Below are 26,293 nucleotides of genomic sequence, written 5' to 3'. Positions count from 1 at the left end.
CAGTGCCGACCAACGGTCGGCACCCACCCCCTCAACCGCGCAGTTCGGCCAGCTGCGCCTGCAGTTCGGCCACGGCCGCTTCCAGCTGCGCCACGCGCTCGGCCAGGCCCGGGTCGGCCGCATCGCTGCTGCCACCGCCGCTGCTGGCGTACCTGGCCGCCAGCGCCGCGCCATCCACTTCGCCGCACAGCAGGTGCATGTAGCGGTCTTCGCGCTGGCCGCTGGCGCGCGGCAGCACCACCAGCAGCGCGCGCTGCTGCAGGCGCTCGATGGCGTGCCGGGCTTCGTCGGCGTCGGCGAAGCGGTGCAGGCGTTCGCTGCGCGTGATCAGTTCGCCCAGGGTCTGTGGCCCACGCAGCAGCAGCAGCGCCAGCAGCACGGTCTGCTGCCGGGTCAGGTCCAGCGCGGCCTGCAGGCGGTGCTCGTAGCGGTCCGCGCGCGAGGAGAAGTGCTGGCGGGCCAGGCCCAGCGCCTCCAGCTGGCGCAGCGCGTGCTGCACGCTGCCGGCATCGACGTTCATCACCGGCTCGCGGGCGGTCTTCTGGTTCGCGGCCGATTGGGCCGCATTGACCGTCAGCGGGTAGGTGTCCGGGGTGGTCGCCTCCTTCTCCACCAGGCAGCCCAGCAGGCGGGCCTGCACGGCGTCGAGCAGGGGGACGTCGGGGGTCTGGGTGGAATCGGTCATGGCGGCCTCCGGAAGGGCAACGGGTCAACCGCCAAGCATAGCCGTCCCGGGACCGCCTTTGCCGGTAAAATGCGCCGGTATATCTGATTGCCGGTGAATCCATGCGTCGTCCCGTTTCCCTGTCCCTGACCCTGCTCGCCACTGCGGCGCTGGGCCTGTCCGCCTGCAAGCGCGTGGATGCGCCTGCCGCTGAAGTCGCTGCGCCGGAGGCCCCGGCCGCCGCTGCCAAGGCCGATGGCGCGCTCGATGCCACTGCCAACGACAACCTCAATGCAGTGCTGTGGATGCAGCGCGCGCAGGAGTACAAGGCGATCACCGAGCAGACCTACCGCGCCGCCGCCGACCACCTGGATGCCGCGCTGAAGGAAGCCCACTGGGATGCGCTGGTGCCGGAAGAACGCGGCAACGAGGCCAAGGGCCTGAAGCCGGCCGTGGTGCTGGACGTGGATGAGACCGTGCTGGACAACTCGCCCTACCAGGCGCGCCTGGTGCGCGACGGCAAGGAATACGACGAGCTGACCTGGGACCAGTGGGTGGCCGAAAAGAAGGCCAAGGCCATTCCGGGCGTGGTCGATTTCGCCAAGGCCGCCAACGCCAAGGGTGTGACCCTGCTGTACATCTCCAACCGCGCCGTGCACCTGAAGGACGCGACCCTGGCCAACCTGCGCGAGCAGGGCCTGCCGGTGGCCGATGACAGCGTGTTCCTGGGCCTGGGCACCGTGGTCGAAGGCTGCGAGCAGGCCGGCAGCGAGAAGAACTGCCGCCGCCGCCTGGCCGGGCAGAAATACCGTGTGCTGATGCAGTTCGGCGACCAGCTGGGCGACTTCGTGGAAGTGACCGCCAACACCAACGACGGCCGTGACGCGCTGCTGCAGCAGTACCACGACTGGTTCGGCGAGCGCTGGTGGATGCTGCCGAACCCGACCTACGGCGGCTTCGAGCCGGCGCAGTTCAACAACGACTACAGCCAGTCGCGCCAGGCCCGCCACGACGCCAAGCGCGCTGCCCTGGACTACGCGCCGTGAGCCGCGCGCCGCTGCCGCTGCGCGATGACGAGCGCCTGATCTTCGCGCTGGACGTGCCTGACCGCGTGCAGGCGTTGGAGTGGGTCGATCGCCTGGGCGACAGCGTGGCGTTCTACAAGATCGGCATGGAACTGCTCGCCTCCGGCGAGTACTTCCAGGTGCTGGACGAGCTGGCCCGCCGCGACAAGCGCGTGTTCGTCGACCTGAAGTTCTTCGACATCCCGGCCACCGCCGCAGCGGTCATCAAGCGCCTGTCGCAGTGGCCGGTCAGCTACGCCACCATCCACGGCTGGCACCCGGCGATGATGGAAGCCTGCGCCGCCGCCAACAGCAGCGACATGCGCCTGCTGGCGGTGACCGTGCTGACCTCGATGGGCCGCCCGGACCTGGCGCAGATGGGCATCGACCGTGAACCGGTGGACGTGGTGGTCGAGCGCGCGCTGGCCGCGCAGGCCGCCGGTATCGATGGCGTGATCGCCTCGGGGCAGGAAGCTGGCCCGATCCGTGCCGCTACCGGCGCCGGGTTCTCGATCGTCTGCCCGGGCATCCGCCCCGGCGGCCCGGTCGGTGATGACCAGAAGCGTACCGTTGGCGTGGCCCAGGCCTTTGCCGATGGCGCCGATGCCATCGTGGTCGGCCGTCCGATACGCCTGGCCGCCGATCCGCAGGCCGCAGCCCGGGCCATCCAGCAGGAAATCGCATCGGCGCTGGCAGCGCGCTGAGATTCCGCTGCCAAGGCTGCAGGCTCGAACGCCATCCCGACTCGCGCGGGATGGCGTTTTTGCATCCGCCCGCGGAGCGGTTGTGCCCGAATCGCCGCAAAACCTGCCGTAGATTTCCTGAGCCTGGCCCCATGTACCAAGTGACTCAATAAAATCAATAATTTATATGTCACTACGTGAAGTGTTGCCTTAACTTGAGCGGCAGCGTAGGATCGCCGCCATCCGGTCCTCGGACCGGACATGCGCCACACCACTGTCCACCGGCCCTGCGCCGGCTTGAAGAGCCTGTGATCCCCGTGATCCCGGCTCTTTTTTTATTCCGGTCAGTGACTTGCACGGGCAACAGCGGAAACCGTGACGCCCCGGCTTGCCGCTGTCACGTCGCAGGCCGCAAGATGCGGACCGGTCCGGGGAGTCCGAGTGCATGAGCGTGGCAGTGCGAGGAAGGTCTGCGCGTGGATGGGGGCTGGCAGCCATGCTGCTGCTGGCCGTGGCCGCGTGCCGTGAATCGGCCAACGATCCGGCCAGGCCGGCAGCCGAACCGGTTGCGGCGGTGCAGGCGATGGCCCTACGCCTGGCCGAAGACGATCTGGTCGGCTACGCAAAGCTGTCGGTACCGCCGAGCCAGTACCAGCGGCTGCAGCAGGCCTGGGCCGAGGGCCACAGCCAGTGGCCGCTGACCGAGCTGCCGCTGGGTGACCAGCTGCTGCCGATGCTGGCCGCACTGCGTACGCCCAATGCCAGCGCCGAACTGCAACGCAGCTTCGACCGCCAGCTGGCCGGCCAGGCCGGTGCCGTGCGCCAGGCCGCGCAGTCGATGGGCAACTTCGGCGTGCAGTATCTGAGCCATCAGAAGGGCTATACGCCCGGCCAACAGGCTCACTACATCGCCCTGGTGGAAACCCTCGCCAGCTGGGCGCAGGGGGCACCGATCAGTGACCGTGCCCGCGCGCGCAGCACCATCGCCGCGCTGGTCGGCGCGGCCGGCAAGGTCGGTTTCGACGACGAGGCCGGCATGCAGGCCGCGGGCATGGAAGGCAGCCTGCAGCAGCTGGCACCCTTCATCCATACCCTCAAGGCCGTGCTGGGCAGCTACGGGCTGGGCGTGGACGACGCGCTGCGCAGCGTGCGCGGTGAGCTGCTCTCGGTGGAGGGCGACAATGCGCTGGTACGCCTGCACTACGACCTGGCTGGCCGCGAAATGACCCTGCAGCTGCCGCTGAGCCGCCGCGAGGGCCATTGGTACCTGACCCGCACCCTGGCCGATACCGACGCCCTGCTGCGCAAGGCCGATGCGGCCCGCGCCGCTGCGTCGCCGTCACCGGCTGAAGCCCCCGCCGAGGGTGGGGAAGCGGCAACGCCGCCGCCTAAGCCATAATGGCGCCGATGTCGAAACAGAACCCGCTGCCGTTCCCCGGCGAAGAATCCCAGTCGACGCCCGCCGATACGGTGCCGGCGTCCCCCTCGACCGGTACCGGCCCGAACCCGGTACCGCCGCCCGCGCACGCGCGTCCGGCTGGCCGCCGCCCGCTGTGGGCACGGTTGCTGGGCCGCCTGGTCGAGCCGTGGCTGTCGCTGAAGATCGAGCCGGAAGACCCGGGCCAGTACAACGATGGCCGCCCGGTGATGTACGTGCTGGAAGACTACGGCCTGTCCAACGCGCTGATCCTGGACAAGGCCTGCCGCCAGGCCGGCCTGCCGTCGCCACTGGTGCCGCTGGCAGGTGACCCGACCGGCCGCAAGCGCGCCTACCTGGCGCTGTCGCGGCGCAGCTCCAGCAATTCGCTGATTCCCGAGCAGCGTGGCGCCAAGACCCATTCGGACTCGCTGGCCAAGGTGCTGCAGGCCCATCGCGTTCGCGACGACCTGGACGTGCACCTGGTGCCGGTGTCGATCTTCGTCGGCCGCGCGCCGGACAAGCAGAGCGGCTGGTTCGCCGTACTGTTCTCGGAAAACTGGGCGCTGGTCGGCCGCTTCCGGCGCCTGCTGGCGGTGCTGCTCAACGGCCGCAGTACCATCGTCCGCTTCGCCCCGCCGATCTCGCTGCGCAGCACCGTGGACGAAGGCCTGGAGCCGGAGCGCACGGTGCGCAAGCTGCAGCGCGTGCTGCGTACGCACTTCCGCCGCATCCGTGAATCGGTCATCGGCCCGGACCTGTCGACCCGTCGCCTGCTGGTGGACCAGGTGCTGGCCGCCGAACCGGTGCGCGAAGCGATCGCCTCGCAGGCAAAGCGCGACAACTCGAAGCCGGCCGACGCCTGGAAGAAGGCACACGCCTACGCCTGGGAAATCGCCGCGGACTATTCCAGCCCGGTGGTGCGCTCGGCCAGCTTCATGCTCAGCCACGTGTGGAACCGCATCTATGCGGGCGTGCTGGTGCACCACCTGGACAAGTTCAAGGCCGCCGCGCCGGGCCACGAAGTGGTCTACGTGCCCAGCCATCGCAGCCACATGGACTACCTGCTGCTGTCCTACCTGTTGTACGACCGTGGCATCGTGCCGCCGCACATCGTGGCCGGCATCAACCTGAACCTGCCGGTGGTCGGCACCCTGCTGCGCAAGGGCGGTGCCTTCTTCATCCGCCGCTCGATCCGTGGCAACGCGCTGTACTCGGCGGTGCTCAGTGAGTACGTCGCGCAGCTGGTGGCCGGTGGTTACTCGCTGGAGTACTTCGTCGAAGGCGGCCGCTCGCGTACCGGCCGACTGCTGCAGCCCAAGGGCGGCATGATTTCGATGACGCTGCGTGCGTTCCTGCGCCAGCCGCGCAAGCCGGTGCTGTTCCAGCCCATCTACATCGGCTACGAGAAGCTGATGGAGGGCGGCAGCTACCTGGACGAACTGTCCGGCCGGCCGAAGGAAAAGGAATCGATCTGGTCGCTGCTGTGGGGCATCCCCAAGGTGCTCAAGCAGAACTACGGCCAGGTGGTGGTGAACTTCGGCGAACCGATCGCACTGAACGACGTGCTGGCCGAGAAGGCGCCGGAGTGGAAGGGCGAGGCGGTGTCCGAGGACGAAAAGCCGGCGTGGCTGTCGACCACGGTGGATACGCTGGCCGAACGCATCCAGGTGCGCATCAACGGCGCCGCCGACGTCAACCCGATCAACCTGCTGGCGCTGGCCCTGCTGTCCACGCCGAAGCACGCGATGGGCGAGGCCGACCTGATCGCGCAGATCGAGCTGTGCAAGACGCTGCTGGTCGAGATGCCGTATTCGGACCGGGTGACGGTGACCCCGCACTCGCCGGAGCGGATCATCGCCCACGCCGAGGAAATCAACGTCCTCACCCGCATCAAGCACCCGCTGGGCGATGTGCTCAGCGTCAGCGGCGATACCGCGGTGCTGCTGAGCTACTTCCGCAACAACGTGCTGCACCTGTTCACCGCCTCGTCGTGGGTGGCCTGCTGCTTCCAGAACAACCGCCGCATGAGCCGTACCGGCCTGGTCCAGCTGGGCCGCACGGTGTACCCGTTCCTGCAGGCCGAGCTGTTCCTGCCGTGGAGCGAGGACGAGTTCGCCCAGCGCATCGACCAGACCATCGACGTGTTCGTGCGCGAAGGCCTGCTGCAGAACGTCAACGATGACGACGGTGGCATCCTGGCGCGCAACACCGGGCAGACCGACGAGGTGTTCCGCCTGCGTGCGATCGGCCATTCACTGCAGCAGGCGTTCGAGCGCTACTACATCGCCATTTCGGTGCTGGTGAAGAATGGCCCGGGCGTGCTGGGTGCGGCCGAGCTGGAAAGCCTGTGCCAGCAGGCGGCGCAGCGTTTGAGCCTGCTCTATGCGCCGGCTGCGCCGGAGTTCTTCGACCGCACCCTGTTCCGTGGCTTCATCCAGAAGCTGCGCGAGCTGCGCCTGGTGTGGCCGGACGAGAACAGCAAGCTGCTGTTCGACGAGCGCCTGGATGCCTGGGCCAAGGACGCCAAGTTCATTCTCGGCCGCGAGCTGCGCCACACCATCGAACGGGTCAGCCCGGAAGCGGCACGCCCGGACGAGCCGGCGCCGCAGGATTGAAGGCAACGCCGGGTCCTGCCCGGCGGGTGGGAACCTTGTGGGTAGGTGCGGACCTTGGTCCGCACACCTTCCTGCCGTGCCAACCAAGGTTGGCACCCACCAGAGCAGTAGGCCAACCAGAGTTGGCCCCCACCCAAACCCGGCCTCAGGCTGGTTCGTCGGGAATCTGCAGGCTTTCCAGCCTGGCGATGCAGTCCTTCAGCTGCAGCTTGCGCCGCTTCAGGCGCTTGGCTTCCAGTTCATCCTCGCCGTTGGCGGCCATGCGGGTGATCTGTTCATCCAGCAGGCGGTGCTCGGCGCGCAGGGCGGCGAGGTGCTCGACGATCTCGGCGGGGCTGTAGGTGTCCACAGCCTCCGAGCATACACAGCGATGATGACTGCCGGGAGAGGGGAATCCCGACCCCCGGCCGTGGCCGCTCCGAGCCGTTAGAATGGAGCCCATGAGTGCCGTGATTTCCCTCCCCGATCCCCAGCCGCGCGCCGCCCGCGATCCGCGTGTGGCCGAGCGCGAGCAGCACAAGCTGGCCAAGCGCCTGCGCCGCCAGGTCGGCGAGGCGATTGCCGACTTCGGCATGATCGAGGCCGGCGACAAGGTCATGGTCTGCCTGTCCGGCGGCAAGGACAGCTACACCCTGCTGGACGTGCTGCTGCAGCTGCAGAAGAAGGCGCCGGTGCCGTTCGAGCTGGTGGCGGTGAACCTGGACCAGAAGCAGCCGGACTTTCCCGAGCACGTGCTGCCGGAATACCTGGCAGGCCTGGGCGTGCCGTACCACATCATCGAGCAGGACACCTATTCGGTGGTCAGCCGGGTCATTCCGGAAGGCAAGACCATGTGCTCGCTGTGCTCGCGGCTGCGTCGTGGCGCGCTGTACAACTACGCCGAAATCCATGGCTTCACCAAGATCGCCCTGGGCCACCACCGCGACGACATGGTGGCCACGTTCTTCATGAACCTGTTCCACCACGCCAAGCTGTCGGGCATGCCGCCGAAGCTGCGCAGCGACGACGGCAGGCATGTGGTGATCCGGCCGCTGGCCTACGTGCGCGAGAGTGACATCGTCGACTACGCGCAGGCACGCCAGTTCCCGATCATTCCCTGCAACCTGTGCGGCAGCCAGGAGAACCTGCAGCGCCGCCAGGTCGGCCTGATGCTGAAGCAGTGGGAGAAGGACCACCCGGGCCGCATCGAGCAGATCGCGCGCGCCATGGGCGAAGTCCGGCCCTCGCAGCTGGCCGACACCACCCTGTTCGACTTCATGGCGCTGGGCCGTCGCGACGACGCGCCGCTGCCTGACGCCCATGCCTGGCTGGCCGGTTCCCCGGCCGACGCCGACGCAGATCCCGAGACGCCCACCGTTTAAGGTCGGTCGCCCTTCCTCTTTGCCATCCGGAATTCCATGTTCTTTCGCAACCTGACGTTCTTCCGTTTCCCGACCACCACCGATTTTTCCGAAGTCGATACCCTGCTGCCGCACGCCCTGCTGAAGCCGGTCGGCGCGCTGGAAATGAATTCGCGCGGCTTCATCTCGCCGTTCGGCCGCGAGGAGAAGGAACTGCTCTCCCATCGCATCGCCGAACACCTGTGGCTGACCGTGGGCGGCGAGGACAAGATCCTGCCGGCAGCCGTGGTCAACGACCTGCTCGAGCGCAAGCTGGAGGAGATCGAAGAGAAGGAAGGCCGCCGCCCGGGTGGCCGCGAGCGCAAGCGCATGAAGGACGACCTGCTGCATGAACTGCTGCCGCGCGCCTTCGTGAAGTCCTCGCGCAACGACGCCTTCATCGACCTGCAGCACGGCTACGTGGCGGTGGATACCTCCAGCCGCAAGACCGGCGAGTACTTCATGTCCGACATCCGCGGGCTGCTCGGCAGCTTCCCGGCGATGCCGCTGAACGCCGAAGTCGCGCCGCGCTCGATCCTGACCGGCTGGATCGCCGGCGAGCCGCTGCCGACCGGGCTGAGCCTGGGCGAAGAGTGCGAGATGAAGGACCCGGTGGAGGGCGGCGCGGTGGTCAAGTGCCAGCACCAGGAACTGCGCTGCGACGAGATCGACAAGCACCTGGACGCCGGCAAGCAGGTGACCAAGCTGGCGCTGATCTTCGAGGACAACCTGTCCTTCGTCATCGGCGACGACCTGATCGTGCGCAAGCTGAAGTTCCTCGACGGCGCGCTGGACCAGCTGGAGCATGCCGACGAAGACGGCCGCCGCGCCGAGTTCGACGCCCGCTTCGCCCTGCAGAGCGCCGAGATCCGCCGCCTGTTCCTGTTGCTGGAAGAAGCCTTCAAGCTCAGCAAGGCTGACTGAACAGGCAGCCCGACGGCCGCCGGTCATCCGGCGGCCCGAAGCGGCGCTATGCTGGGCGCATGAGCCGTCTGCTGCGCCGCCTGATCAGCCCGACCCCGCCCGCCACCGTACAGCGCGACACCGTTCGCCTGCGCCTGGAGGATGCCGAGATCGAGGTACTGCGCGTGCGTGATCCGCGTGCGCGCCGCATCAAACTGAGCGTGGACGAACGCGGCGCACGCTTGACCCTGCCGCCGCGCGCAAGCCTGGTGATGGGCGAACGCTTCCTGGAACAGCATCGCGACTGGCTGGCGCTGCAGCTGCGCCAGTACCAGGGCCAGGGCCTGCCGGCACCGCTGCAGCCCGGCGAAGACGGCGTGCTGCCCCTGCGTGGCGAACTGCTGCCACTGCGCTGGCAGGAAGGCCGCTACGCGCGCCTGGAGATCGACGCGCACGGCGCCTGCGTGCAATGGCCGACCCGTGGTGGTGACGCCACCCTGCGCCGCCTGCTGCGCGAGTTCTACGAAGCACAGACCCGCGCCGACGTCGGCCGCTGGCTGCCGAAGTACCTGCCCACCCTGCCGCGCGCACCCAGCCGCCTGCGCCTGAAGGTGATGTCCTCGCAATGGGGCTCACTGGCCCCGGACGGCAGCATGGCACTGGACCTGGCCCTGGTGCTCGGCCGATCCGAAGCGTTCGAGTACGTGCTGGTGCACGAACTCTGCCACCTGATCCAGCCCAACCACTCGCCTGCGTTCTGGCATGAAGTGGAACAACGCTTCCCCGCCTGGCGCGAACAGCGCGACTACTTTCAGCTCGAAGGACGCCGCCTGAAGGCCATGCTGCGGCAACTGCTGTAGCGCCAGCGCTACAGCAGTTGCCCACGCATTCTTCCTCTACCCCCGCCTTCGGCGCGCCCCTTCAACAGAAGGGGCTTTCCTCCAGCCCGCTCTGGTAACGCGCCATGGAGCGTTTCCAGAGCGCGACCCGTTTTCGCCCCTGCTCTTCCTTCTTTCTTTCTTCCGTGGTGGGCACACCGGAATCTGTCCGTGGCCGGGCGGGGTGGGTTGCGCAGGGGCGTGAGCCGCATGGATGCGGCGACCGAGCTTACAGGGGTGAAGGCGCTTTGCTTGCGAAGCACTGCTTCGCAAGCGCCTGAACGCACAGCCGCCAGCGGCTGGGCCGGGCCCCGGAGGGGTACTTGCAGCGACCCCTGCGCAATCCACCCCGCCCGGCCAAGCACGGCTTTGCCTTCGGATACCACCCACCACGAGGGGCTCAGCCGTTGGCCGAAACCCTTACCCCGCCCGCAACGCCGCCGCCGCCGCCCACCGCGCCGCCACCCGCGGCGCCGTAATGCACACCGCCTGGTCGGTCACCGTCGTCACCGCGCGCTCCAGCAGCTGGATATCTGCCTCATGCTGGCGCGCCACATGCGGATCCTCGAAGAAGATCGCGCGCTGGCAACGCCCCTCCAGCACCCGGTCGGCAATCTGCGCATCACCGCCCATCGGGCCGCTCTGGTAGCGCGTCACCCACGGCGTATCACGCGGCCAGCCCCGGCTCCAGGCCAACTCGTTCAAGCGCTGGCCGGTGGTGCCGGTCGCCACCCGCTCACCGAACCGGGCCAGCACATCGAAGTGCTCGTCGGCGAAGGCCAGCATCGCCGGCTTCATCGCATCGTGCGCGATGAGTGCCAGCGTCTGGCCCTCGAACGCATGCAGGTCGTCGGCGCCGGCGTCGGCCGCCAGCCCGGCGTGGACGCGCTCCACCTCGACCCAGTCGCGTGCGGTGGCCACGGTCGAGATGAACGGCTTGCCGTGAATCACGCACTGACGCTTCAGGGCCGTGGCTTCCGGAAACACGGAGGACGGATCGACCGGGTCGATCAGGTAGATCGCGCCATCCAGTGTCCGATCCGGACCCATGCCAACCACCTCGGCAACCAGCTTCATCAAGCCACCCTCGCGACCGTAGGGATAACGGTGCAGGCCCGCGTACCCGGTCAGGAAGCTCTGTCGTTCGATCGCGTCATGGGTGCGGCCGACCGCATGCAGCGACACGCCCAGCTCGCGCAGGCCGGCCTCGCTGCTGCGCAGCCAACGGAACAGCGCGGCGCGCGCGTCGAGGTGATGAAGACGGTTGGCAGCCAGGCCGATGCGCATCGAACGCTCCGCAGGTACGGGTGAAGGCGGCAGTGTATGTCGGCATTCCCCTATCTGGATGCTTTTACAACTTTCTTCATTGCCGTCGGCCCGCGCGTCGATAGCGTGGCAGACAGCGGTACCGCTGCGCGGCCGTTCCTTCCGACCGCGAGATGAGGATGCCTACCGTGAATGTCGCCGGCTTCCCGGCAGCCATTGCTGTCATGGCCAGCCTGCTGCTGCCTGCCGCGGCCTCCGCCACGGGCTGCAGGACACCGCTGCGCATCGCCTGGCCGTCCGACCGTGCTCCTTTGTCGTCCAGCGAACAGGGCGAAGCCCTGGGGCTCGGCGCGGCGTACCTGAAGCTGCTGGGCGGGCAACGGCCACTGCAGCTGCTGCCCGTGCCGGCCGCCAGCGTGGACCGGGACGAGCTGCCGGCCGGCACCCAGGCGCTGCTGGGGTGGCCACGCTCGCAACTGCCCGCCGGCTGGGTGGTCAGCACGCCCTACCTGCAGCTGCCACAGGTGATCGTGCGCCGGGAGGACGCGCCGCCGGTGCTGGGCCTGGAAGATCTGCGTGGACGCACCGTGGCCAGCCCCAGCCGGATGCCGCTGCAGCGGCTGCTCGCCGAGCAGGCTGCGGGTGCACAGCTGCTGCCACCGGCAGCGCTGGACGAGGCACTCCCGCTGCTGGGCACCGGATTGATCGATGCGGTGGTCGCCAACCTCGGCGAAGTCGAGGCCGCGTTGCGCCGCTACCAGGGCGATGCACTGCTGATCGCCGCGCCGGCCGGTTTCGATGATGCCCTGGTGCTGGCGACCACGCCCGCCTGCGCCGATGTCATCGCCGGCTTCGAGCAGGCGCTGTCGCAGCTGACCGATACCGAGCGCGATCAGATCCGCGCGGCCTGGCTGCCGGACCGGCCGCGCAATTCCCCGTCATCGTCGCCCCTGCGCTGGCTGGTGCCGGCCTCGCTGATCCTGCTCGCCCTGGCGCTGGTCCATGCCTTCGGCTACTGGCGGGTCCATCGCGAGAGCGTGCGCCGCCGAGGGCTGGAGCAGCGCCTGCAGGAGGTGACCGCGAACCTGCCGGCGGTGGTCTACCAGGCGCGTCGTTCGGCGGGCGGCCACTACAGCTTTCCGCAGATCGCCGGTGACGTGCAGGCCCTGTTCGGAATCAGCGTGGAGACTGCGCGGATCGATCACCAGCGGTTGTTGGCCGCGGTCCATCCGGAAGACCGCAGCCAGGTGATGGCCTGTGTCGAGACGGCTGCATTGGCGCGTGGCCCGATCGACGTCACCTTCCGCACCCGCTCGCCACAGGGCTGGCGATGGGTGCGTTCGCATGGGCGGCCGTTGTCCTGCGACGACAGCGACGTCGAGTGGAGCGGCTATTGGATCGACGTCAGCGAGGTGCAGTCACGTACCCGCGCGCTGGCCGACGCGCGCCGCGAGGCCGAACAGGCGGCACAGGCCAAGGCGCACTTCCTGGCAACGATGAGCCACCAGATCCGCACCCCGATGAGCACGCTGCTGGGCATGCTCGAACGGCTGGCCGGCAGCAGGCTGGAGGCACGCCAGCGGCAGGTGCTGGCCACGGTCGATGATGCCGCGCGCATGTTGCGGCAGATCCTCGACGATGTACTGCACAGCCAGCGCCTGCAGGGCGCACCACTGCAGCTGCGGCCCACGGACCTGGCGGCGCTGGTGCGCGCGGTGCAGCAGCTGCTGATGCCGGTGGCCGCCAGCCGCGGCCTGCACCTGCAGGTGATGCTTGATCCGGAGATGCAGCCGGGATCGCTGGCCGATGGCCTGCGCCTGCGCCAGATCCTGTTCAACCTGGCCGGCAACGCATTGAAATTCACCCGGCACGGCCATGTGGAACTGCAGGTGCAGGTACTGCAGCAGCGTGATGGCGGCCAGCGGCTGCGCCTGCAGGTGAGCGACAGCGGCGTGGGCATCAGCGAGGAACGCCAGCAGGCGGTGTTCGCCGCCTATACCCAGGCGGAACGCTCGACCACGCGGCGCTTCGGCGGCAGTGGGCTGGGCCTGGCGATCTGCCGCGAGCTGGCGACCTCGATGGGCGCGGAACTGCAGCTGCGCAGCTCACCCGGGAAGGGCACCACGGTGTGGCTGGATCTGGACCTGGATGCCTGCGCGGCGCCCGTGGCCGCACCTTCGGCGGCGGCTGCGGACGCGCGTCCATTGCCGGCGGCGCGCGTGCTGGTGGCTGAAGACCATCCCACCAACCTGCATCTGCTGGAGCTACGCCTGTGTGCGCTCGGGCTGCGGGTCCACGCCTGTACCGATGGACGGTCGGCGCTTGAAGCATGGCAGGCGCAGCCGTTCGAGCTGGTCATCACCGACTGCCACATGCCGGGCATGGACGGCTTCGCGCTGGCGCGGGCGATCCGTGCCGATGCCTGCCCGGCGCGTGCGCAGGTGCCGATCATCGCGCTCACCGCCAGCGTGATGGAAAGCACCCGAGAAGCCTGTCGTGCGGCTGGCATCGACCACTTCCTGGCCAAGCCGGTGGAGCCGCACGCACTGCGTGCGCTGCTGGCGGAACTGCTGGCGCCGGACTCAGTGGGCCAGTAGCCGCACGATGCTGGCGGCGGCATCGCGGCCTTCGGCCACGGCGGTCACCACCAGGTCGGCACCGCGTACCGCATCGCCACCGGCGAACAGGCGCGGGTGCGACGTCTGGTACGGCAGGCGGTCCTTGCCGCCGGCGACGATGCGGCCGTTGGACTGGCCTTCCACGCCGTGCTCGGCCAGCCAAGTGGGCAAGGTTGGCGAGAAGCCGAACGCGATGATCACCACGTCCGCTTCCAGCAGCGATTCGCTGCCCTCGATCGGCACTGCGTTCTGGCGGCCGTTGGCATCGGGTTCGCCTAGCCGGGTTTCGACCACGGTCACGCCGATCACTTCGTCATCGGCGCCGGCTTCGATCGACAGCGGCTGGCGGTTGAACAGGAAACGCACACCCTCTTCGCGTGCATTGGCCACTTCGCGCGCACTGCCGGGCATGTTGGCTTCATCGCGGCGGTAGGCGCAGGTCACCTTGGCCGCGCCCAGCCGCACCGCGCTGCGCACGCAGTCCATGCCGGTATCACCGCCACCGAGCACCACCACGCGCTTGCCGTTGAGGTCGGGCAGGGCGATGGTGTCTTCCCAGCCGGCAATCGGCCGGCCCTTCGGATCATCGCCGCTGACGATGCGGCTGTTCTGCACCAGGAACGGCAGCGCGGGCAGCACACCCTTCAGGTCCTGGCCGTCCAGACCACCATCGGTGTAGCGGTAGGCGCCGGTACCGACGAACACCGCATCGTGGCTGTCCAGCAGCTGCTGCACGCTCAGGTCGCGACCAATCTCCACGCCCAGGCGGAACTGCACGCCCATGCCCTCCAGCACCTCGCGGCGGCGATGGATCACGTCCTTGTCCAGCTTGAAGCTGGGAATGCCGAACTGCAGCAGGCCGCCGATCTGCTCGTAGCGGTCGTAGACCACGGCGGCAATGCCGGCGCGTGCCAGGCGGTCGGCACAGGCCAGCCCGGCCGGACCGGCGCCGATCACCGCCACGCTGTGGCCGGTCGGCTGCACCGCACCCAGATCCGGGCGCCAGCCGCTGGCCAGTGCGGTATCGACGATGTACTTCTCCACCGCGCCGATGGTGACCGCGCCGAACTCCTCCAGCGTGCAGCTGCCTTCGCACAGGCGGTCCTGCGGGCAGACCCGGCCGCACACTTCCGGCAGCGGGTTGGTGCTGTGGCACAGCGTGGCCGCTTCATGGATGCGGTTCTCCTGCACCAGTTGCAGCCACTGCGGAATGGCGTTGTGCACCGGGCACTTCCAGCTGCAGTAGGGGTTGCCGCAGTCCAGGCAACGGCCGGCCTGGTACTGGGCGTCCTCCTTGCCGAACTTGCCGTACAACTCGCCCCAGTCGCCGGACGTGCGCAGTTCCACCGGAATGCGCTGCGGCATGGTGCGGGGCAGGTCGAGGAACTGGAAGGCGTGCTTGCGGCTCATGGCGGGCTCTGGAATGCGGGGGAAAACGTTGCCGGCCAGCGGCCGGCACTACCGGAAAACATCACGCGGCGCGTCGCAGGGTTTCAGTCAGCGACTCGATGCTGGCGGCCTTCGGTTTGACCAGCCAGAACTTGCCGATGTAATCGCGGAACTCGTCCAGGATCTGCTGCGCCCAGATGCTGCCGGTGAGCTCGCGGTGGCGGCCGATCAGGCGGTGCAGGTGCTGGCGGTAGTTCTCGAAGCCCTCGGCCGACACACGGTGGATGTCGATCAGCTCGTGGTTGTAGCGGTCGACGAAGTCGCGGTCCACGTCCAGCACGTAGGCCAGGCCGCCGGTGAAGCCGGCACCGAAGTTCAGGCCGACCTTGCCCAGTACCAGCACCACGCCATCGGTCATGTATTCGCAGCAATGGTCACCGGCGCCTTCCACCACCGCCAGCGCGCCGGAATTGCGCACCGCGAAACGTTCGCCGGCACGACCGGCAGCGAACAGCTCGCCCCCGGTGGCGCCATACAGGCAGGTGTTGCCGATGATCGCAGTGCTGCGTGCCTCGAAACGGGCACCACGCGGCGGGCGCACCACCAGACGGCCGCCGGCCATGCCCTTGCCGACGTAGTCATTGGCTTCACCTTCCACTTCCAGGTGCAGGCCACCCACGTTGAACGCGCCAAAGCTCTGCCCGGCACTGCCGCGGAAGCGCAGTTCCAGCGGTGCCTCGGCCATGCCCTGGTTGCCATGCGCGCGAGCCACGGCACCGGCTAGGCGGGTGCCGATGCTGCGGTCGGTGTTGTGGATCAGGAAGCGATGCTCGCCACCACGCTTGTGCTCGATGGCCGGTGCCAGCAGGCCATCCATCTGCGTGGCCAGGCTGTCCGGCGATTCGTACAGGCGCTGCGCGGCGCAGTGGCTGCCTTCGTAACGGGCATCGGCCAGCAGGCGCGACAGGTCCACGCGCACGCCGTCACGGGGCGCCGTTTCGATCTGCCGCAGCAGGTCGGTGCGGCCGACGATCTCCTCCAGCGAACGTGCGCCCAGGTAGGACAGCCAGCCACGCACTTCCTCGGCCAGCAGCCGGAAGAAGTTCTCCACGCGCTCGGGCTGGCCGGTGAAGTGGTTCTCGCGCAGGCGCTCGTCCTGGGTGGCCACGCCGGTAGCGCAGTTGTTGAGGTGGCAGATGCGCAGGTACTTGCAGCCCAGCACGATCATCGGCGCGGTACCGAAGCCGAAGCTGTCCGCCCCCAGCAGCGCGGCCTTGACCACGTCCAGGCCGGTCTTCAGGCCGCCATCGGTCTGCAGCAGGGTACGCCCGCGCAGGTCGTTGGCCAGCAGCGCCTGGTGCGCTTCGGCCACGCCCAGCTCCCACGGCACGCCGGCGTAGCGGATCGAGCTGACCGGCGAGGCACCGGTGCCGCCGTCATGGCCGGAGATGGTGATCAGGTCCGCGCCGGCCTTGACCACGCCGGCGGCAATCGTGCCGACGCCGGCATGGCTGACCAGCTTCACCGACACCAGCGCGGTCGGATTGACCTGCTTGAGGTCGTAGATCAGCTGCGCCAGGTCTTCGATCGAATAGATGTCGTGGTGCGGCGGCGGCGAGATCAGGCCGATGCCCGGGCGCGCATAACGCAGCCGCGCGATCAGCTCGTTGACCTTGTGGCCGGGCAGCTGGCCGCCTTCGCCGGGCTTGGCGCCCTGCGCGACCTTGATCTGCAGCACCTCGGCGTTGACCAGGTATTCGGCGGTGACGCCGAAGCGGCCCGAGGCCACCTGCTTGATCTTGCTGCGCTTGGCGGTGCCATAGCGGGCGGGATCTTCGCCGCCTTCGCCGGAATTGCTGCGGCCGCCGAGGCGGTTCATGGCAATCGCCAGTGCCTCGTGCGCTTCCGGTGACAACGCGCCCAGGCTGATCGCAGCGGTGTCGAAGCGCGGGAACAGTTCGCTGGCCGGTGCCACTTCATCGAGTGGTGTCGGCGCAGCGGCCGGCACCAGTTCCAGCAGGTCGCGCAGTGCCGACGGCGGCCGTGCATGCACGGCATCGCAGTACTGCTGCCACGCACGCGGGTCACCGCTGCGCGCGGCGCGCTGCAGGGTGGTCACCACGTCCGGGTTGTACATGTGGTACTCGCCGCCGTGCACGTACTTCAGCAGGCCGCCGACATCCACGTCCTGCTGCGCGTCCCAGGCCTGGGCGCAGAGTTCGCGCGCATCGGCATCCAGGCGGGCGAAGCCGGCACCACCGATGCGCGAGGCGGTATCGGGGAAGCACAGATCGACAACTTCCGGTTCCAGGCCGATGATCTCGAACAGCTGCGCACCGCGGTAGCTGGCCACGGTACAGATGCCCATCTTCGAGATGATCTTCGACAGGCCCTTGTAGACGCCCTTGCGGTAGCGGCGGCCGATCTGCGACTGCTCACCGCCCTTGCTGAGCTTGAGGATGCCGCGTCGGCCCAGGTCGAACAGGGTCTGGTAGGCCAGGTACGGATACACCGCCGTGGCGCCGAAGCCGAGCAGGCAGGCCATGTGATGCGGATCGCGCGCGGTGCCGGTCTCGACGATGAGATTCACGTCGCAGCGCAGGCCCAGCCGCGAGAGGTGGTGATGGATGGCGCTGGTGGCGAGCAGGGCATGCACCATCGGCCGCCCGGCCACCGGGTAGCGGTCGGACAGCAGCAGCATCACCATGCCCTCGCGCGCGGCCTGTTCGGCCTCGGCACAGATGCGCTCGATACCGGCGCGCAGGCCTTCGTCCTCGCTGTAGGACAGGTCGAGCAGGCGGTTGGCCTGCACGTACTGGTCCATCTTCAGCAGCTGGCGCAGCTTGCGCTGGCTCAGCACCGGCGAGTTGAGGATGACGTGGTTCACCGTCTCCGGGCCGGCATGGAAGATGTTGGTCTCCCTGCCGAGCTGGGTGGACAGTGACATCGCGCAGTCTTCGCGCAGAGGATCGATCGGCGGGTTGGTGACCTGCGCGAAGGCCTGGCGGAAATAGTCGTACAGCGGACGGCTGCGCTGGCTGAGGACGGCCATCGGCGTGTCATCGCCCATCGAGCCGGTGGCTTCCTGTTCGGTCTCGGCCAGTGGACGCAGCACCTGCTCCACTTCCTCGCTGCTGAGCTGGTAGAGCTTGTGGTAGCTGCGCAGGGTGCCTTCGTCGAAGGGTTCTTCCACCAGCGACGGGTCGATCAGTTCGGTCTGCAGGTAGGTCACGCCCTGCTGCAGCCACTGCTTGTACGGTGCGCGGCCACGGTTGATGCGGTCCACCGCGTCGGAGTCGAGCAGGTCGCCGCGCTTGAGATCGATGGCGATCATTTCGCCCGGGCCGAGCTTGCCCTTGCGCACCACGCGCTCGGTCGGCACCTCCCACACACCCGCTTCGGAGGCAACCAGGAAGTGGCGGTCGGCAGTCAGCATCCAGCGCGCCGGGCGCAGGCCGTTGCGGTCCAGCGTACACACCGCATAGCGGCTGTCGCAGGCGACGATGCCGGCCGGGCCATCCCACGGCTCGCTGTTGAGCCCATGGAATTCGTAGAACGCGGCCAGGTCCGGGTCCTTGAATTCCAGTGATTGCGTAGCTGGCGGCACCAGGATGCGCAGCGCCTGGATCAGCTCCATGCCACCGGCGACCATCAGCTCCAGCATGTTGTCCAGGCTCTGCGAATCCGAACCGTGCATGGAGATGACCGGGTCGAATTCACCGATGTCGAAGCGCGGCGTCTTCCACACCTTGCTGCGCGCCTGGGCCCAGCGACGGTTGCCTTCGATGGTGTTGATCTCGCCGTTGTGGGCGAGCATGCGGAACGGGTGCGCCAGCGGCCAGCGCGGCAGCGTGTTGGTGGAGAAGCGCTGATGGAACACGATGGCGCTGGAGGCCAGCTCGCGGCGTTGCAGGTCCGGGAAGAAGCGGCTGAGCTTGTCCGGCAGCACCATGCCCTTATAGCTGATCGCATCCGGGGTGAGGGTGGTGACGTAGAAGTCGGCGTGTTCGCGCAGCTGCTGTTCGCTGCGGCGACGGGCCAGGAACAGCGCCAGTGCGAAGCCGGCATCATCCTGACCAACGCCGGCATCGACGAACACCTGTTCGATGCGCGGCAGCGTGTCACGCGCCAGCTGGCCGCAGACGCTGTCGTCGGTCGGTACCTCGCGCCAGCCGGCAACCCTGCAGCCCACCGCTTCCACCTGCGCCTGCAACTGCGCGCGGCAGGCCTGCGCCGCGTCGGCGTCGTGCGGCAGGAACACCAGGCCGGCGGCGAAGCGTGCGGAGACCGCGATGCCGGCTTCGCTGGCCAGCAGTTTCAGGAACGCATCCGGGCGGCGCAGCAGCAGGCCGCAGCCATCGCCGGTCAGGCCATCGGCGGCGACGCCACCACGGTGGGTCATGCGCGAAAGCGCGGCGATGGCGGTATCAACCAACAGGCGCGATGGTTGATCGTCGAGCTGGGCGACCATGCCAAATCCACAGGCATCGCGCTCGGAGCGCGGGTCGTAAAGCCCTTGGCGGTTGCGGGGGGCCATCTCTACCTCGATGCGGGATGAATTGAACGGGGACACTCAAGCCCGCCCAATCCCTGGAGCGCATCGTGAGGCCACCGGATGCCTCGACTAGATCACAGGTTGCTGCAACGCCGCAATACACGGTTGCAGGTGCAACAGAACGCGCCGGCAGCACAGTGCCGGCGCCGGGTCGAACTCAGCCGCAGCGCACGCCGCTGACGGCGCCCTTGTCGTCCACTTCGATGTTCAGGCGGTCGCCGAGGAACTCCATCGTGGCGACATCATTGGGCTTGAGCACGCGTACCTGGCTTGCGCCGGCGTCTTCCTGCGCCTGCTTGCCGAGGGCATCGGTGTACGCCTGGCTGACCAGGCTCTGCACCTGGCTGGCATCGCAGGTGCCGACCGGCGGGGCTTCGGTGGCTTTGCCGGCTTCATCGGCCGGTGCCTTGGCTGCTTCGGCGGCCTGCTGGGCGTGGGCCGTGGCCGAATCCTGTTCATCCAGCGCCGGTGCCTGGCAGGCGGTCAGGGCCAGCACGGCCGGCAGCAACAGGGCGGAGAGCGAACGGGCGCGAATCGGGAACGACATCATGACTCCGGAAGGGGTTGTGAAGACCCGAGCATAGCGGCGAACCGGCCCTCACGTGTTTGTCTTGTGTTATCGACAGGATCGCGGCATGGCGACGGCGACACTACAGGCATGCCAACCCCCTCCACCCCCGAACGACAGGCCGCGCGCGCGGCCGGCCTGCGCTATGTCGACGACACCCAGCCGGGCATCAGCCGGCGCCGCGCTGGCAAGGGTTTCAGCTACCGCGATGCTGATGGCCACGTGATACGCGACGCCACCACCCTGCAACGCATCCGTGCACTGGCGATTCCGCCGGCGTATACCGCCGTGTGGATCTGCGCCCACGCCAACGGTCATCTGCAGGCCACCGGCCGCGATGCGCGCGGGCGCAAGCAGTACCGCTACCACGCCGACTGGGCCAAGGAGCGCGACGCCGGCAAGTTCGACCGCATCATCGCCTTTGGCGAGGCGCTGCCCACGCTGCGGCGGCGGTTGTCGCGGGATCTCAAGCGACCTGGGTTTCCGCAGGAAAAGGTGCTGGCCATGGTGGTCGCGTTGTTGGCGGACACCCTGGTGCGGGTCGGCAATGAAACCTATGCACAACAGAACCGTTCGTTCGGACTGACCACACTGCGCAACCGCCATCTGGAACTGCTGCGTGGCGGCCGGGTGCGCATGCGCTTCCGCGGCAAGTCCGGGCAGCTGCAGGAGGTGACCGTGGGCGACCGCAGGCTGGGGCTGCTGGTGCGGCGCCTGCAGCAGCTGCCGGGGCAGGCGCTGTTCCAGTACCGAGATGACGAAGGAGCCGTGCAGCCGGTGGATTCCGGTGCGGTGAACGATTACCTGCGCGAGGTGATGGGCGAGGACTTCACTGCCAAGGACTTCCGCACCTGGGGCGGCACCGTGGCGGCGGTGCAGGCGTTTGCCGCCACCGAGCTGCCGGAACCTGCCAGCCAGCGCGCGCTGGCGCAGGCGCAGCGCGCGGTGGTGTGCGAAGTGGCGTCGCTGTTGGGCAATACCCCGGCGGTGTGCCGCAAGGCCTATATCGACCCCTGCGTGTTCGCCGGCTGGGAGCGCGGCGAACTGGCCAAACTGGTCGGCCTGCGCGGGCCGCGCCAGTGGGAACAGGCCACCCTGCGCGTACTGCGCAGGGCGCACCGGCTCAGCCGCAGTAGATCGCGGTGATGTTGTTGGTGCGGCCCTTTTCGATGGTCAGGCGGTCGCCGCCTTCGCTGGCCGGCGGCACCCGCGGGCCGTCGTGGCGCAGCACCCGCACGTGCAGGCTGTCGCTGTCCACGCGTGCGCGGGCGACGGTGGCGTCCGAAGCGGCCAGGCCGAGTGCGCCGCGCACCATGTCGCTGTGGCACTGCCCGGAAATCACGCCGTCGATCGGCTGCACCTGGGCCATCGGCGTGCTGCTGCAGGCGGCGAGGGCAAAGCAGACGGCGGCGGTGGCGATGGCATGTTTCATGGAGGCGTTCCTTGTGTGGTTGCGTGCAGCGTGCGACGCCGCACGTGGTGGCGGAATGAATACCGTGCACATCGTGGACACGATGCGCTCACTGCCGCCAACAGCATAGGTGGCGACACTGCAGGAGCGGCGGATGCCGCCCCCGGTACTGCGGCGCATGCGCCCGGTAGTGCCGGCCGCTGGCCGGCAACCCCATTTCCCCCCGAGGAGACCTGCATGGCCACCACCAGGAAAACCCCCGCCCGCCGCAAAGCCTCGCCCAAGGTGCGCAAAGGCAGCACCGCGACGAAGACCGTCGCCGACCCCGCTCGCCCACGGGTGGTGAAGACGGCAACCCGCAAGGCGGCCGCCAGCGATCCGCGGGCAGCACGCGTCGCGGCCCGGCAGCGGCGCCTGCAGGACCAGGAAAAGGCCAGGGATGTGCGCGCGGCAAAGAAAGCCACAAAGAAGACCGCAACCCAGGCCGGCACACGCCGGCAACCGGAGGCGATGCCGGCGCAGCAGCTGGCCAAGCCCGGGCATGAACACGAACTGCAGCTGGCGCCGCGTTTCCTTGCACCGGACTACGCCGGCAGCGGCAAGCTGCAGGGCATGCGCGCGATCGTCACCGGTGGTGATTCCGGTATCGGCCGTGCGGTTGCGGTGCTGTTCGCACGCGAAGGCGCGGATGTGGCGGTGCTGCACCTGGACGAGGCAGAAGATGCCGACATCACCCGCCAGCATGTGGAACGTGAAGGCGGCCGCTGCGTGGTGATCGCCGGTGACGTGCGTGATCCGCGCTTCTGCAACAAGGCGGTCAAGCAGGTAGCCAAGGCCTTCGGCGGCATCGATATCCTGGTCAACAACGCCGCGTTCCAGTTGCATTGCGAACGGCTTGAGGACCTGGAAGACGCGCACCTTCAGGAAACCCTGCAGACCAACATCGGCGGCTACATCCAGATGGCGCGCGCGGTGCTGCCGCATCTGGGCGAGGGCGCCAGCATCATCAACACCGGTTCGGAAACTGGCATTTTCGGCAGCAAGGCGCTGATCGATTACTCGGCGACCAAGGGCGCGATCCACGCGTTCACCAAGTCGCTGGCCAGCCAGTTGCTGCCACGTGGCATCCGGGTCAACTGCGTGGCGCCGGGGCCGGTGTGGACGCCGCTGAATCCGGCCGACAAGCCGGCGGAGGACGTGGCGGAGTTCGGCAGGGACAGCGACATGGGCCGGCCTGCACAGCCCGAGGAACTGTCGCCGGCCTATGTGTTCCTGGCTTCGCCGGTCTGTGCCGGTTACATCAGCGGGGTGATCCTGCCGGTGATGGGTGGACCACGGGGCTGAGTGATGGCGTGACCTGCCTGAATACGGCGCGGCGGCGAAGGTGTGCGGTGTGTCAAAGGCCCCAGCAGGCGGCTGGGGTAGGCTGACCCCGTACTGATCACCTCCAAGGAACGAGCATGCCCGAGATGGATATCGATGCGGCGGCCAACGAAGTCGTCGCCCTGCTGCGGCAGAACGACGCGCGCGCTGCGGCCACCCGCCTGGAGGCCCTGCACGACGGCCAGAGCGCGGTGGTGCAGGAAGCGCTGGACCGCTACGTGTCGGTGCGCGCGGCCACCGAGCTTGAGGCGTTGCGGCGCAGCGGCGGTGTTGCCGCAGCAGATGCGACCACGGTGAACCCGATGCTCGATCGCCTGGGCGAGGCGACGCGGCCACCGCGGATGCCCGATGCGGCAGAGACCGCAGCCCTGAGCCAGGCCCAGCAGTACGATGTGTATGGCAGCATCGTGGCCCAGCGCGGCAACACGGCGGCGAATGACGCGATGGCAACGCAGGACCGCGTGGTGCTGGGGCTGCGCGACGAGAACCGCACCACTGAGGCACGCGGGCGTGGCGTCTACGACGACCGCATTGTGGTGCTGTGGAAGGATGCGCAGGGCCACGGCCATGTGCGCGAGTTCAACCAGGCCACGACCGAGCCGACCGCCCAGTACGATGGTCATGCCAAGACCACGCCGCGCAGCCCGGGTTTCGGCAACGTGGCGCCGCGCACCAAGACCGAGGGTGAGGACGTCAACGGCGACCGAGTCAAGGATCTGGGTCGCCTGGGCGAGGGCACCACCGAGATGCGCGCGACGACCCATCCGCGCAATGGCCATCCCGATGAGTTCGCGCTGCGTCCTTCGCAGGGCGCGATCACTACGGGCGCCGGACGGGTGGAGCGCGACAGCAATGGCGACGGCTGGTTCGATGCGCGCGATACCCAGGGCGTGCAGGACCTCAACGACACCTTCAAGATCCATCGTGGCAGCCGCTCCAACACCGATTCGGCCGGCTGCCAGACCATCGGCGGCGGCGAGTACGACGACTTCGTGTCGACGGTGCGCGGCACGCCTGGGCAGAACCGTTGGCAGTACGTGCTGACCTCGGTTGCACCTGGCCAGGCGCGCGAGATGGGGCAGGACGTGCCACTCGCGGCCAATGACGATCCCCGTCAGCCGCAGCATCGCGATCATGCCCTGCAGCAGCAGATCAGCACGCGCCTGCAGGCCCTGGGCGGACGCTACGCCGAGCATGCCGATGACTACAGTCTGGTGATGCTGCGCGAAGCGAAGGCCGCGGGCATCACCCGGGTCGACCAGATCGTGGCCAGCAATCCCAGTGCTGGACGTGCGGCGGGCGAGACACTGTTCCTGGTGCAGGGTAGTCCGGGCGATCCTGCGGCGCTGCGCGCAGGGGTCAATGCAGCCGAGGTGCGCGACACCGCGGTGGAATCCAGCCTGCGCCAGCTGCAGCAGCAATCGCGCGAACAGGCGGCACCTACACCTGCGCCTGCACAACTGCAGGAAGCGCCGGCGATGGGAGGGCGTTGAGCGATGATCCGATCACACCTGATGCCGAGCGTTCCGTTGATGCTGTTGCTGGCCTGCAGCGCCTGCGCGCCCGCTGGAGAGCGCGTCGCGCCGGTAGCGGCACCCACCGCCAGCCCGGCGGCGAAACCGGAGGCCTTGCCTGCGCAGACCCTGCCCACTGATCGTGGATTGCCCGCACTGCCGCAAGCCTCCGGCAGCGCCCACCCTGGCGGCCGCTACGAAGCACTGCCGGAACCGGCCAGGCAGGTGCTGGCGCAGTTGAAGTGCAACGTGGAGGGCGCCAGCAAGGTGCAGGTGCTTTCCATTCCCGCGCAGGATGGCCAGCAGGATTTCATGGTCACCGACAGCAGCGGGCCGCGTTTCCGCTACTGGATGCGGTCGTTCTCCGGCAGTGGCGGTACCACCGGGTATCTGGTGCAGCTGCAGGACTGCCCGGCAACCACCACGGGCATGCGCGCCTACATCGCACAGGGAGCTGCACCGCTGCAGGATGTCACTGCGTCGTTGCTGGCGCAGGCCGACCTGCCCGACGCGGCGGCGATGGCGGCCTATCAGAGCAAGGGCGCAGGCGATCTTTTCGCCTTCATCGGGCAGCTGGACAAGGTGCCGGTGCTGCGTTGGGCGGCCGAGGCCGATCCCGAACAGCCACTGGCCGCCGATGCGCGCAGCTTCGACCATGGCAATGCCATCCACGGCGGTTTCCTGCGCTGGAACCAGGATCACTTCGAAGTGGCCAGGGCCGTGCCGGCCGGGCTATGGCCCTGCGATGGCAGCCCGTTGCTGCCGTGCAAGGGCGACCCGTTCGTGACGGGGCGTTGAGGCATCGCGCGCATAGAAGTCGGCAATGCGCGGAATGAACTGCTGCGGATTGGCACCAACAAGATTGGTCAGCACCACCACCGCCACGCCGCGCTCGGGATAGACCACGAAGGCCGAGCGCGCACCGCCGATACCCGCTACCTGAAGGTCGGGCGATGCGCGCAGCACCGGCCAGCCACCCGCCCACGGGCCGGCATGGCCATCCGCCAGGCGCTCTGCGCTCCACATCCGCCGCAGGGCCGTCTCCGGCAGCAGGCGACCTTCGGTCAACGCGACCAGCCAGCGCGCGGTGTCGTCGGCGGTGGTGAGGATGCCGCCGCCGGCCCAGAGCGAAGGCGGCATGTCGTAGAACCAATGCGACAGGCGCGGCGGTGCATCCGCAGCGTCGGTGGCACGCGGGGCCAGGCTGTACATCGTCGCCGCGTCCGGAATCAGGTCGTAGCTGTCGCCGAAGGTGGTGCGGGCCATGCGTGCGCTGCTGAACTGGCCGGTGGCGAGGAAACGTTCGTAGGGCATGCCGGATTGCTGCGCGATGATCCGTGCCAGCAGCACATAGTTGGTCTGGTTGTAGGCGAAGCGCTGCCCGGGTACCGCTTCAAGCGGCCGAGCTGTCACCGCCGTCCATGCCTGCGCTTCGGAGCCACCGCCCAACAGCCCGTTCGCATCAAGGATGTCCGGAAGGCCTGAGGTATGCGCCAGCAACTGGCGTACGCGTACGTCTCTCCACGCTGGCGGAAGATCATCCAGGTAACGCGAGGCCGACGCGTCCAGATCCAATCGCCCCTCCTGCGCCAGCTGCGCGGCCGCCACGCCGGTGAACGCCTTGGTGGCCGAGTTGAGCGGGAAGCGGGTGTCGCGCGAGGCAAGTACACCGTTCTCGACATTGGCCAGGCCGTAGGCCTCGGACAACACGATCTGCCCGTCCTTGACCACCGCAATCTGCAATCCCGGGATGCGCTGCTCCAGCATGGTCTGGCGGATCAGGCGGCGGGTCTGGTCGTTGGCCTGGTCCTGGCTGGCAGAGACGGCGGCGAAGGGCAGGGCAGCGATGAGCATGAGCACGACTCGAAGCGTTGGGCGGAACATGCAGGATTCCGGCGGGGCGTCGAGGATCGGATGCAGCGGGTGCGTAAAAGGTTTAAGCAGTACCTGCGCTGCGAGGCAGGTCCCGGTTCAGCACGCGGG

At 68.3% G+C, this 26,293-nt stretch carries 20 protein-coding genes; 12 read left to right on the top strand and 8 right to left on the bottom strand.

From position 1 onward, the window contains the following. Positions 1-31: 31 nt before the first annotated feature. On the bottom strand, positions 32-685 hold the full coding sequence (locus AC13GF_RS11470; protein WP_142807991.1) for a YceH family protein: 654 nt from the start codon (positions 683-685) through the stop codon (positions 32-34). Between the two features lie 101 nt (positions 686-786). Between AC13GF_RS11470 and AC13GF_RS11465 the strand changes: the two genes are divergently transcribed. The 4 genes from AC13GF_RS11465 (at position 787) to plsB (ending at position 6,446) form a co-directional block, all read left to right on the top strand. Further along, positions 787-1,710, top strand: a complete 924-nt coding sequence (locus AC13GF_RS11465) for a 5'-nucleotidase, lipoprotein e(P4) family (protein ID WP_121504982.1) — start codon at positions 787-789, stop codon at positions 1,708-1,710. Further along, on the top strand, positions 1,707-2,432 hold the full coding sequence (gene pyrF, locus AC13GF_RS11460; protein ID WP_071228639.1) for an orotidine-5'-phosphate decarboxylase: 726 nt from the start codon (positions 1,707-1,709) through the stop codon (positions 2,430-2,432). Before AC13GF_RS11465 ends, pyrF begins: the two co-directional genes overlap by 4 nt. A 424-nt stretch (positions 2,433-2,856) precedes the next feature. Further along, on the top strand, positions 2,857-3,810 hold the full coding sequence (locus tag AC13GF_RS11455) for a hypothetical protein (RefSeq protein ID WP_483004684.1): 954 nt from the start codon (positions 2,857-2,859) through the stop codon (positions 3,808-3,810). Continuing rightward, positions 3,810-6,446, top strand: coding sequence for a glycerol-3-phosphate 1-O-acyltransferase PlsB (gene plsB / locus AC13GF_RS11450; RefSeq protein ID WP_049436179.1), 2,637 nt, complete (start codon positions 3,810-3,812; stop codon positions 6,444-6,446). The genes AC13GF_RS11455 and plsB overlap by 1 nt, the downstream gene beginning before the upstream one ends. Positions 6,447-6,591: 145 nt before the next feature. On the opposite strand, the gene AC13GF_RS11445 is transcribed toward plsB, so the two are convergent. Continuing rightward, the gene (locus AC13GF_RS11445; protein ID WP_005421068.1) at positions 6,592-6,795 is read right to left on the bottom strand and encodes a YdcH family protein; all 204 of its coding nucleotides are present in this window, start codon (positions 6,793-6,795) and stop codon (positions 6,592-6,594) included. Between the two features lie 91 nt (positions 6,796-6,886). On the opposite strand from AC13GF_RS11445, the gene ttcA reads away from it, so the two are divergent. From ttcA to AC13GF_RS11430, 3 genes are read left to right on the top strand one after another with little or no spacing between them, the layout of a single operon-like run. Further along, positions 6,887-7,807: a tRNA 2-thiocytidine(32) synthetase TtcA gene (gene ttcA / locus AC13GF_RS11440; protein WP_185830069.1), complete on the top strand. Its 921-nt coding sequence runs from the start codon at positions 6,887-6,889 to the stop codon at positions 7,805-7,807. Positions 7,808-7,843: 36 nt separating this feature from the next. Further along, on the top strand, positions 7,844-8,749 hold the full coding sequence (locus tag AC13GF_RS11435) for a recombination-associated protein RdgC (protein ID WP_005411825.1): 906 nt from the start codon (positions 7,844-7,846) through the stop codon (positions 8,747-8,749). A 59-nt stretch (positions 8,750-8,808) separates the two neighbouring features. Further along, positions 8,809-9,588, top strand: coding sequence for a M48 family metallopeptidase (locus tag AC13GF_RS11430; protein WP_032128692.1), 780 nt, complete (start codon positions 8,809-8,811; stop codon positions 9,586-9,588). 438 nt (positions 9,589-10,026) lie between these two features. On the opposite strand, the gene AC13GF_RS11425 is transcribed toward AC13GF_RS11430, so the two are convergent. After that, complete coding sequence (locus AC13GF_RS11425) at positions 10,027-10,893, bottom strand: methylglyoxal synthase (protein ID WP_483004683.1); 867 nt, start codon at positions 10,891-10,893, stop codon at positions 10,027-10,029. Between the two features lie 167 nt (positions 10,894-11,060). Here AC13GF_RS11425 and AC13GF_RS11420 point away from each other — a divergent pair, with 167 nt between their 5' ends. Further along, complete coding sequence (locus AC13GF_RS11420) at positions 11,061-13,469, top strand: ATP-binding protein (RefSeq protein WP_483004747.1); 2,409 nt, start codon at positions 11,061-11,063, stop codon at positions 13,467-13,469. On the opposite strand, the gene AC13GF_RS11415 is transcribed toward AC13GF_RS11420, so the two are convergent. The 3 genes from AC13GF_RS11415 to AC13GF_RS11405 all read right to left on the bottom strand — a co-directional run bounded on the left by AC13GF_RS11415 (position 13,455) and on the right by AC13GF_RS11405 (position 19,981). Next, positions 13,455-14,900 carry an FAD-dependent oxidoreductase gene (locus AC13GF_RS11415; protein ID WP_483004682.1) on the bottom strand — a complete coding sequence of 482 codons (1,446 nt, stop codon included), beginning with the start codon at positions 14,898-14,900 and terminating at the stop codon, positions 13,455-13,457. The two genes, AC13GF_RS11420 and AC13GF_RS11415, sit on opposite strands and share 15 nt — an antisense overlap. A 61-nt stretch (positions 14,901-14,961) precedes the next feature. Next, positions 14,962-19,416 carry a glutamate synthase large subunit gene (gltB, locus tag AC13GF_RS11410; RefSeq protein WP_483004681.1) on the bottom strand — a complete coding sequence of 1,485 codons (4,455 nt, stop codon included), beginning with the start codon at positions 19,414-19,416 and terminating at the stop codon, positions 14,962-14,964. A gap of 175 nt (positions 19,417-19,591) precedes the next feature. Beyond that, positions 19,592-19,981 (bottom strand): I78 family peptidase inhibitor, encoded by a 390-nt coding sequence (locus AC13GF_RS11405; protein WP_126929800.1) that lies wholly within the window; start codon positions 19,979-19,981, stop codon positions 19,592-19,594. A 111-nt stretch (positions 19,982-20,092) separates the two neighbouring features. Between AC13GF_RS11405 and AC13GF_RS11400 the strand changes: the two genes are divergently transcribed. Continuing rightward, entirely contained in the window at positions 20,093-21,148 is a 1,056-nt protein-coding gene (locus tag AC13GF_RS11400) for a DNA topoisomerase IB (RefSeq protein ID WP_483004680.1), read from the top strand. Here the strand turns inward: AC13GF_RS11400 and AC13GF_RS11395 are convergent. Then, positions 21,126-21,434 (bottom strand): putative periplasmic lipoprotein, encoded by a 309-nt coding sequence (locus tag AC13GF_RS11395; protein ID WP_197585092.1) that lies wholly within the window; start codon positions 21,432-21,434, stop codon positions 21,126-21,128. The genes AC13GF_RS11400 and AC13GF_RS11395 overlap by 23 nt on opposite strands. Positions 21,435-21,650: 216 nt before the next feature. Between AC13GF_RS11395 and AC13GF_RS11390 the strand changes: the two genes are divergently transcribed. From AC13GF_RS11390 to AC13GF_RS11380, 3 genes are all read left to right on the top strand, one after another. After that, positions 21,651-22,757, top strand: a complete 1,107-nt coding sequence (locus AC13GF_RS11390) for an SDR family oxidoreductase (protein WP_483004679.1) — start codon at positions 21,651-21,653, stop codon at positions 22,755-22,757. A gap of 116 nt (positions 22,758-22,873) precedes the next feature. Continuing rightward, positions 22,874-24,289, top strand: coding sequence for an XVIPCD domain-containing protein (locus AC13GF_RS11385; RefSeq protein WP_483004678.1), 1,416 nt, complete (start codon positions 22,874-22,876; stop codon positions 24,287-24,289). Positions 24,290-24,292: 3 nt separating this feature from the next. Continuing rightward, positions 24,293-25,108 (top strand): hypothetical protein, encoded by an 816-nt coding sequence (locus tag AC13GF_RS11380; protein ID WP_483004677.1) that lies wholly within the window; start codon positions 24,293-24,295, stop codon positions 25,106-25,108. Here AC13GF_RS11380 and AC13GF_RS11375 read toward each other — a convergent pair. Then, positions 25,043-26,164: a serine hydrolase domain-containing protein gene (locus AC13GF_RS11375; RefSeq protein WP_483004676.1), complete on the bottom strand. Its 1,122-nt coding sequence runs from the start codon at positions 26,162-26,164 to the stop codon at positions 25,043-25,045. The genes AC13GF_RS11380 and AC13GF_RS11375 overlap by 66 nt on opposite strands. Positions 26,165-26,293 lie beyond the last annotated feature (129 nt).

The organism is Stenotrophomonas sp. 22LJNL06-5-1 (assembly GCF_056861455.1).
The sequence above is the reverse complement of the archived record's forward strand: the minus strand, read 5'-3'. Positions and strand labels throughout refer to the sequence as shown.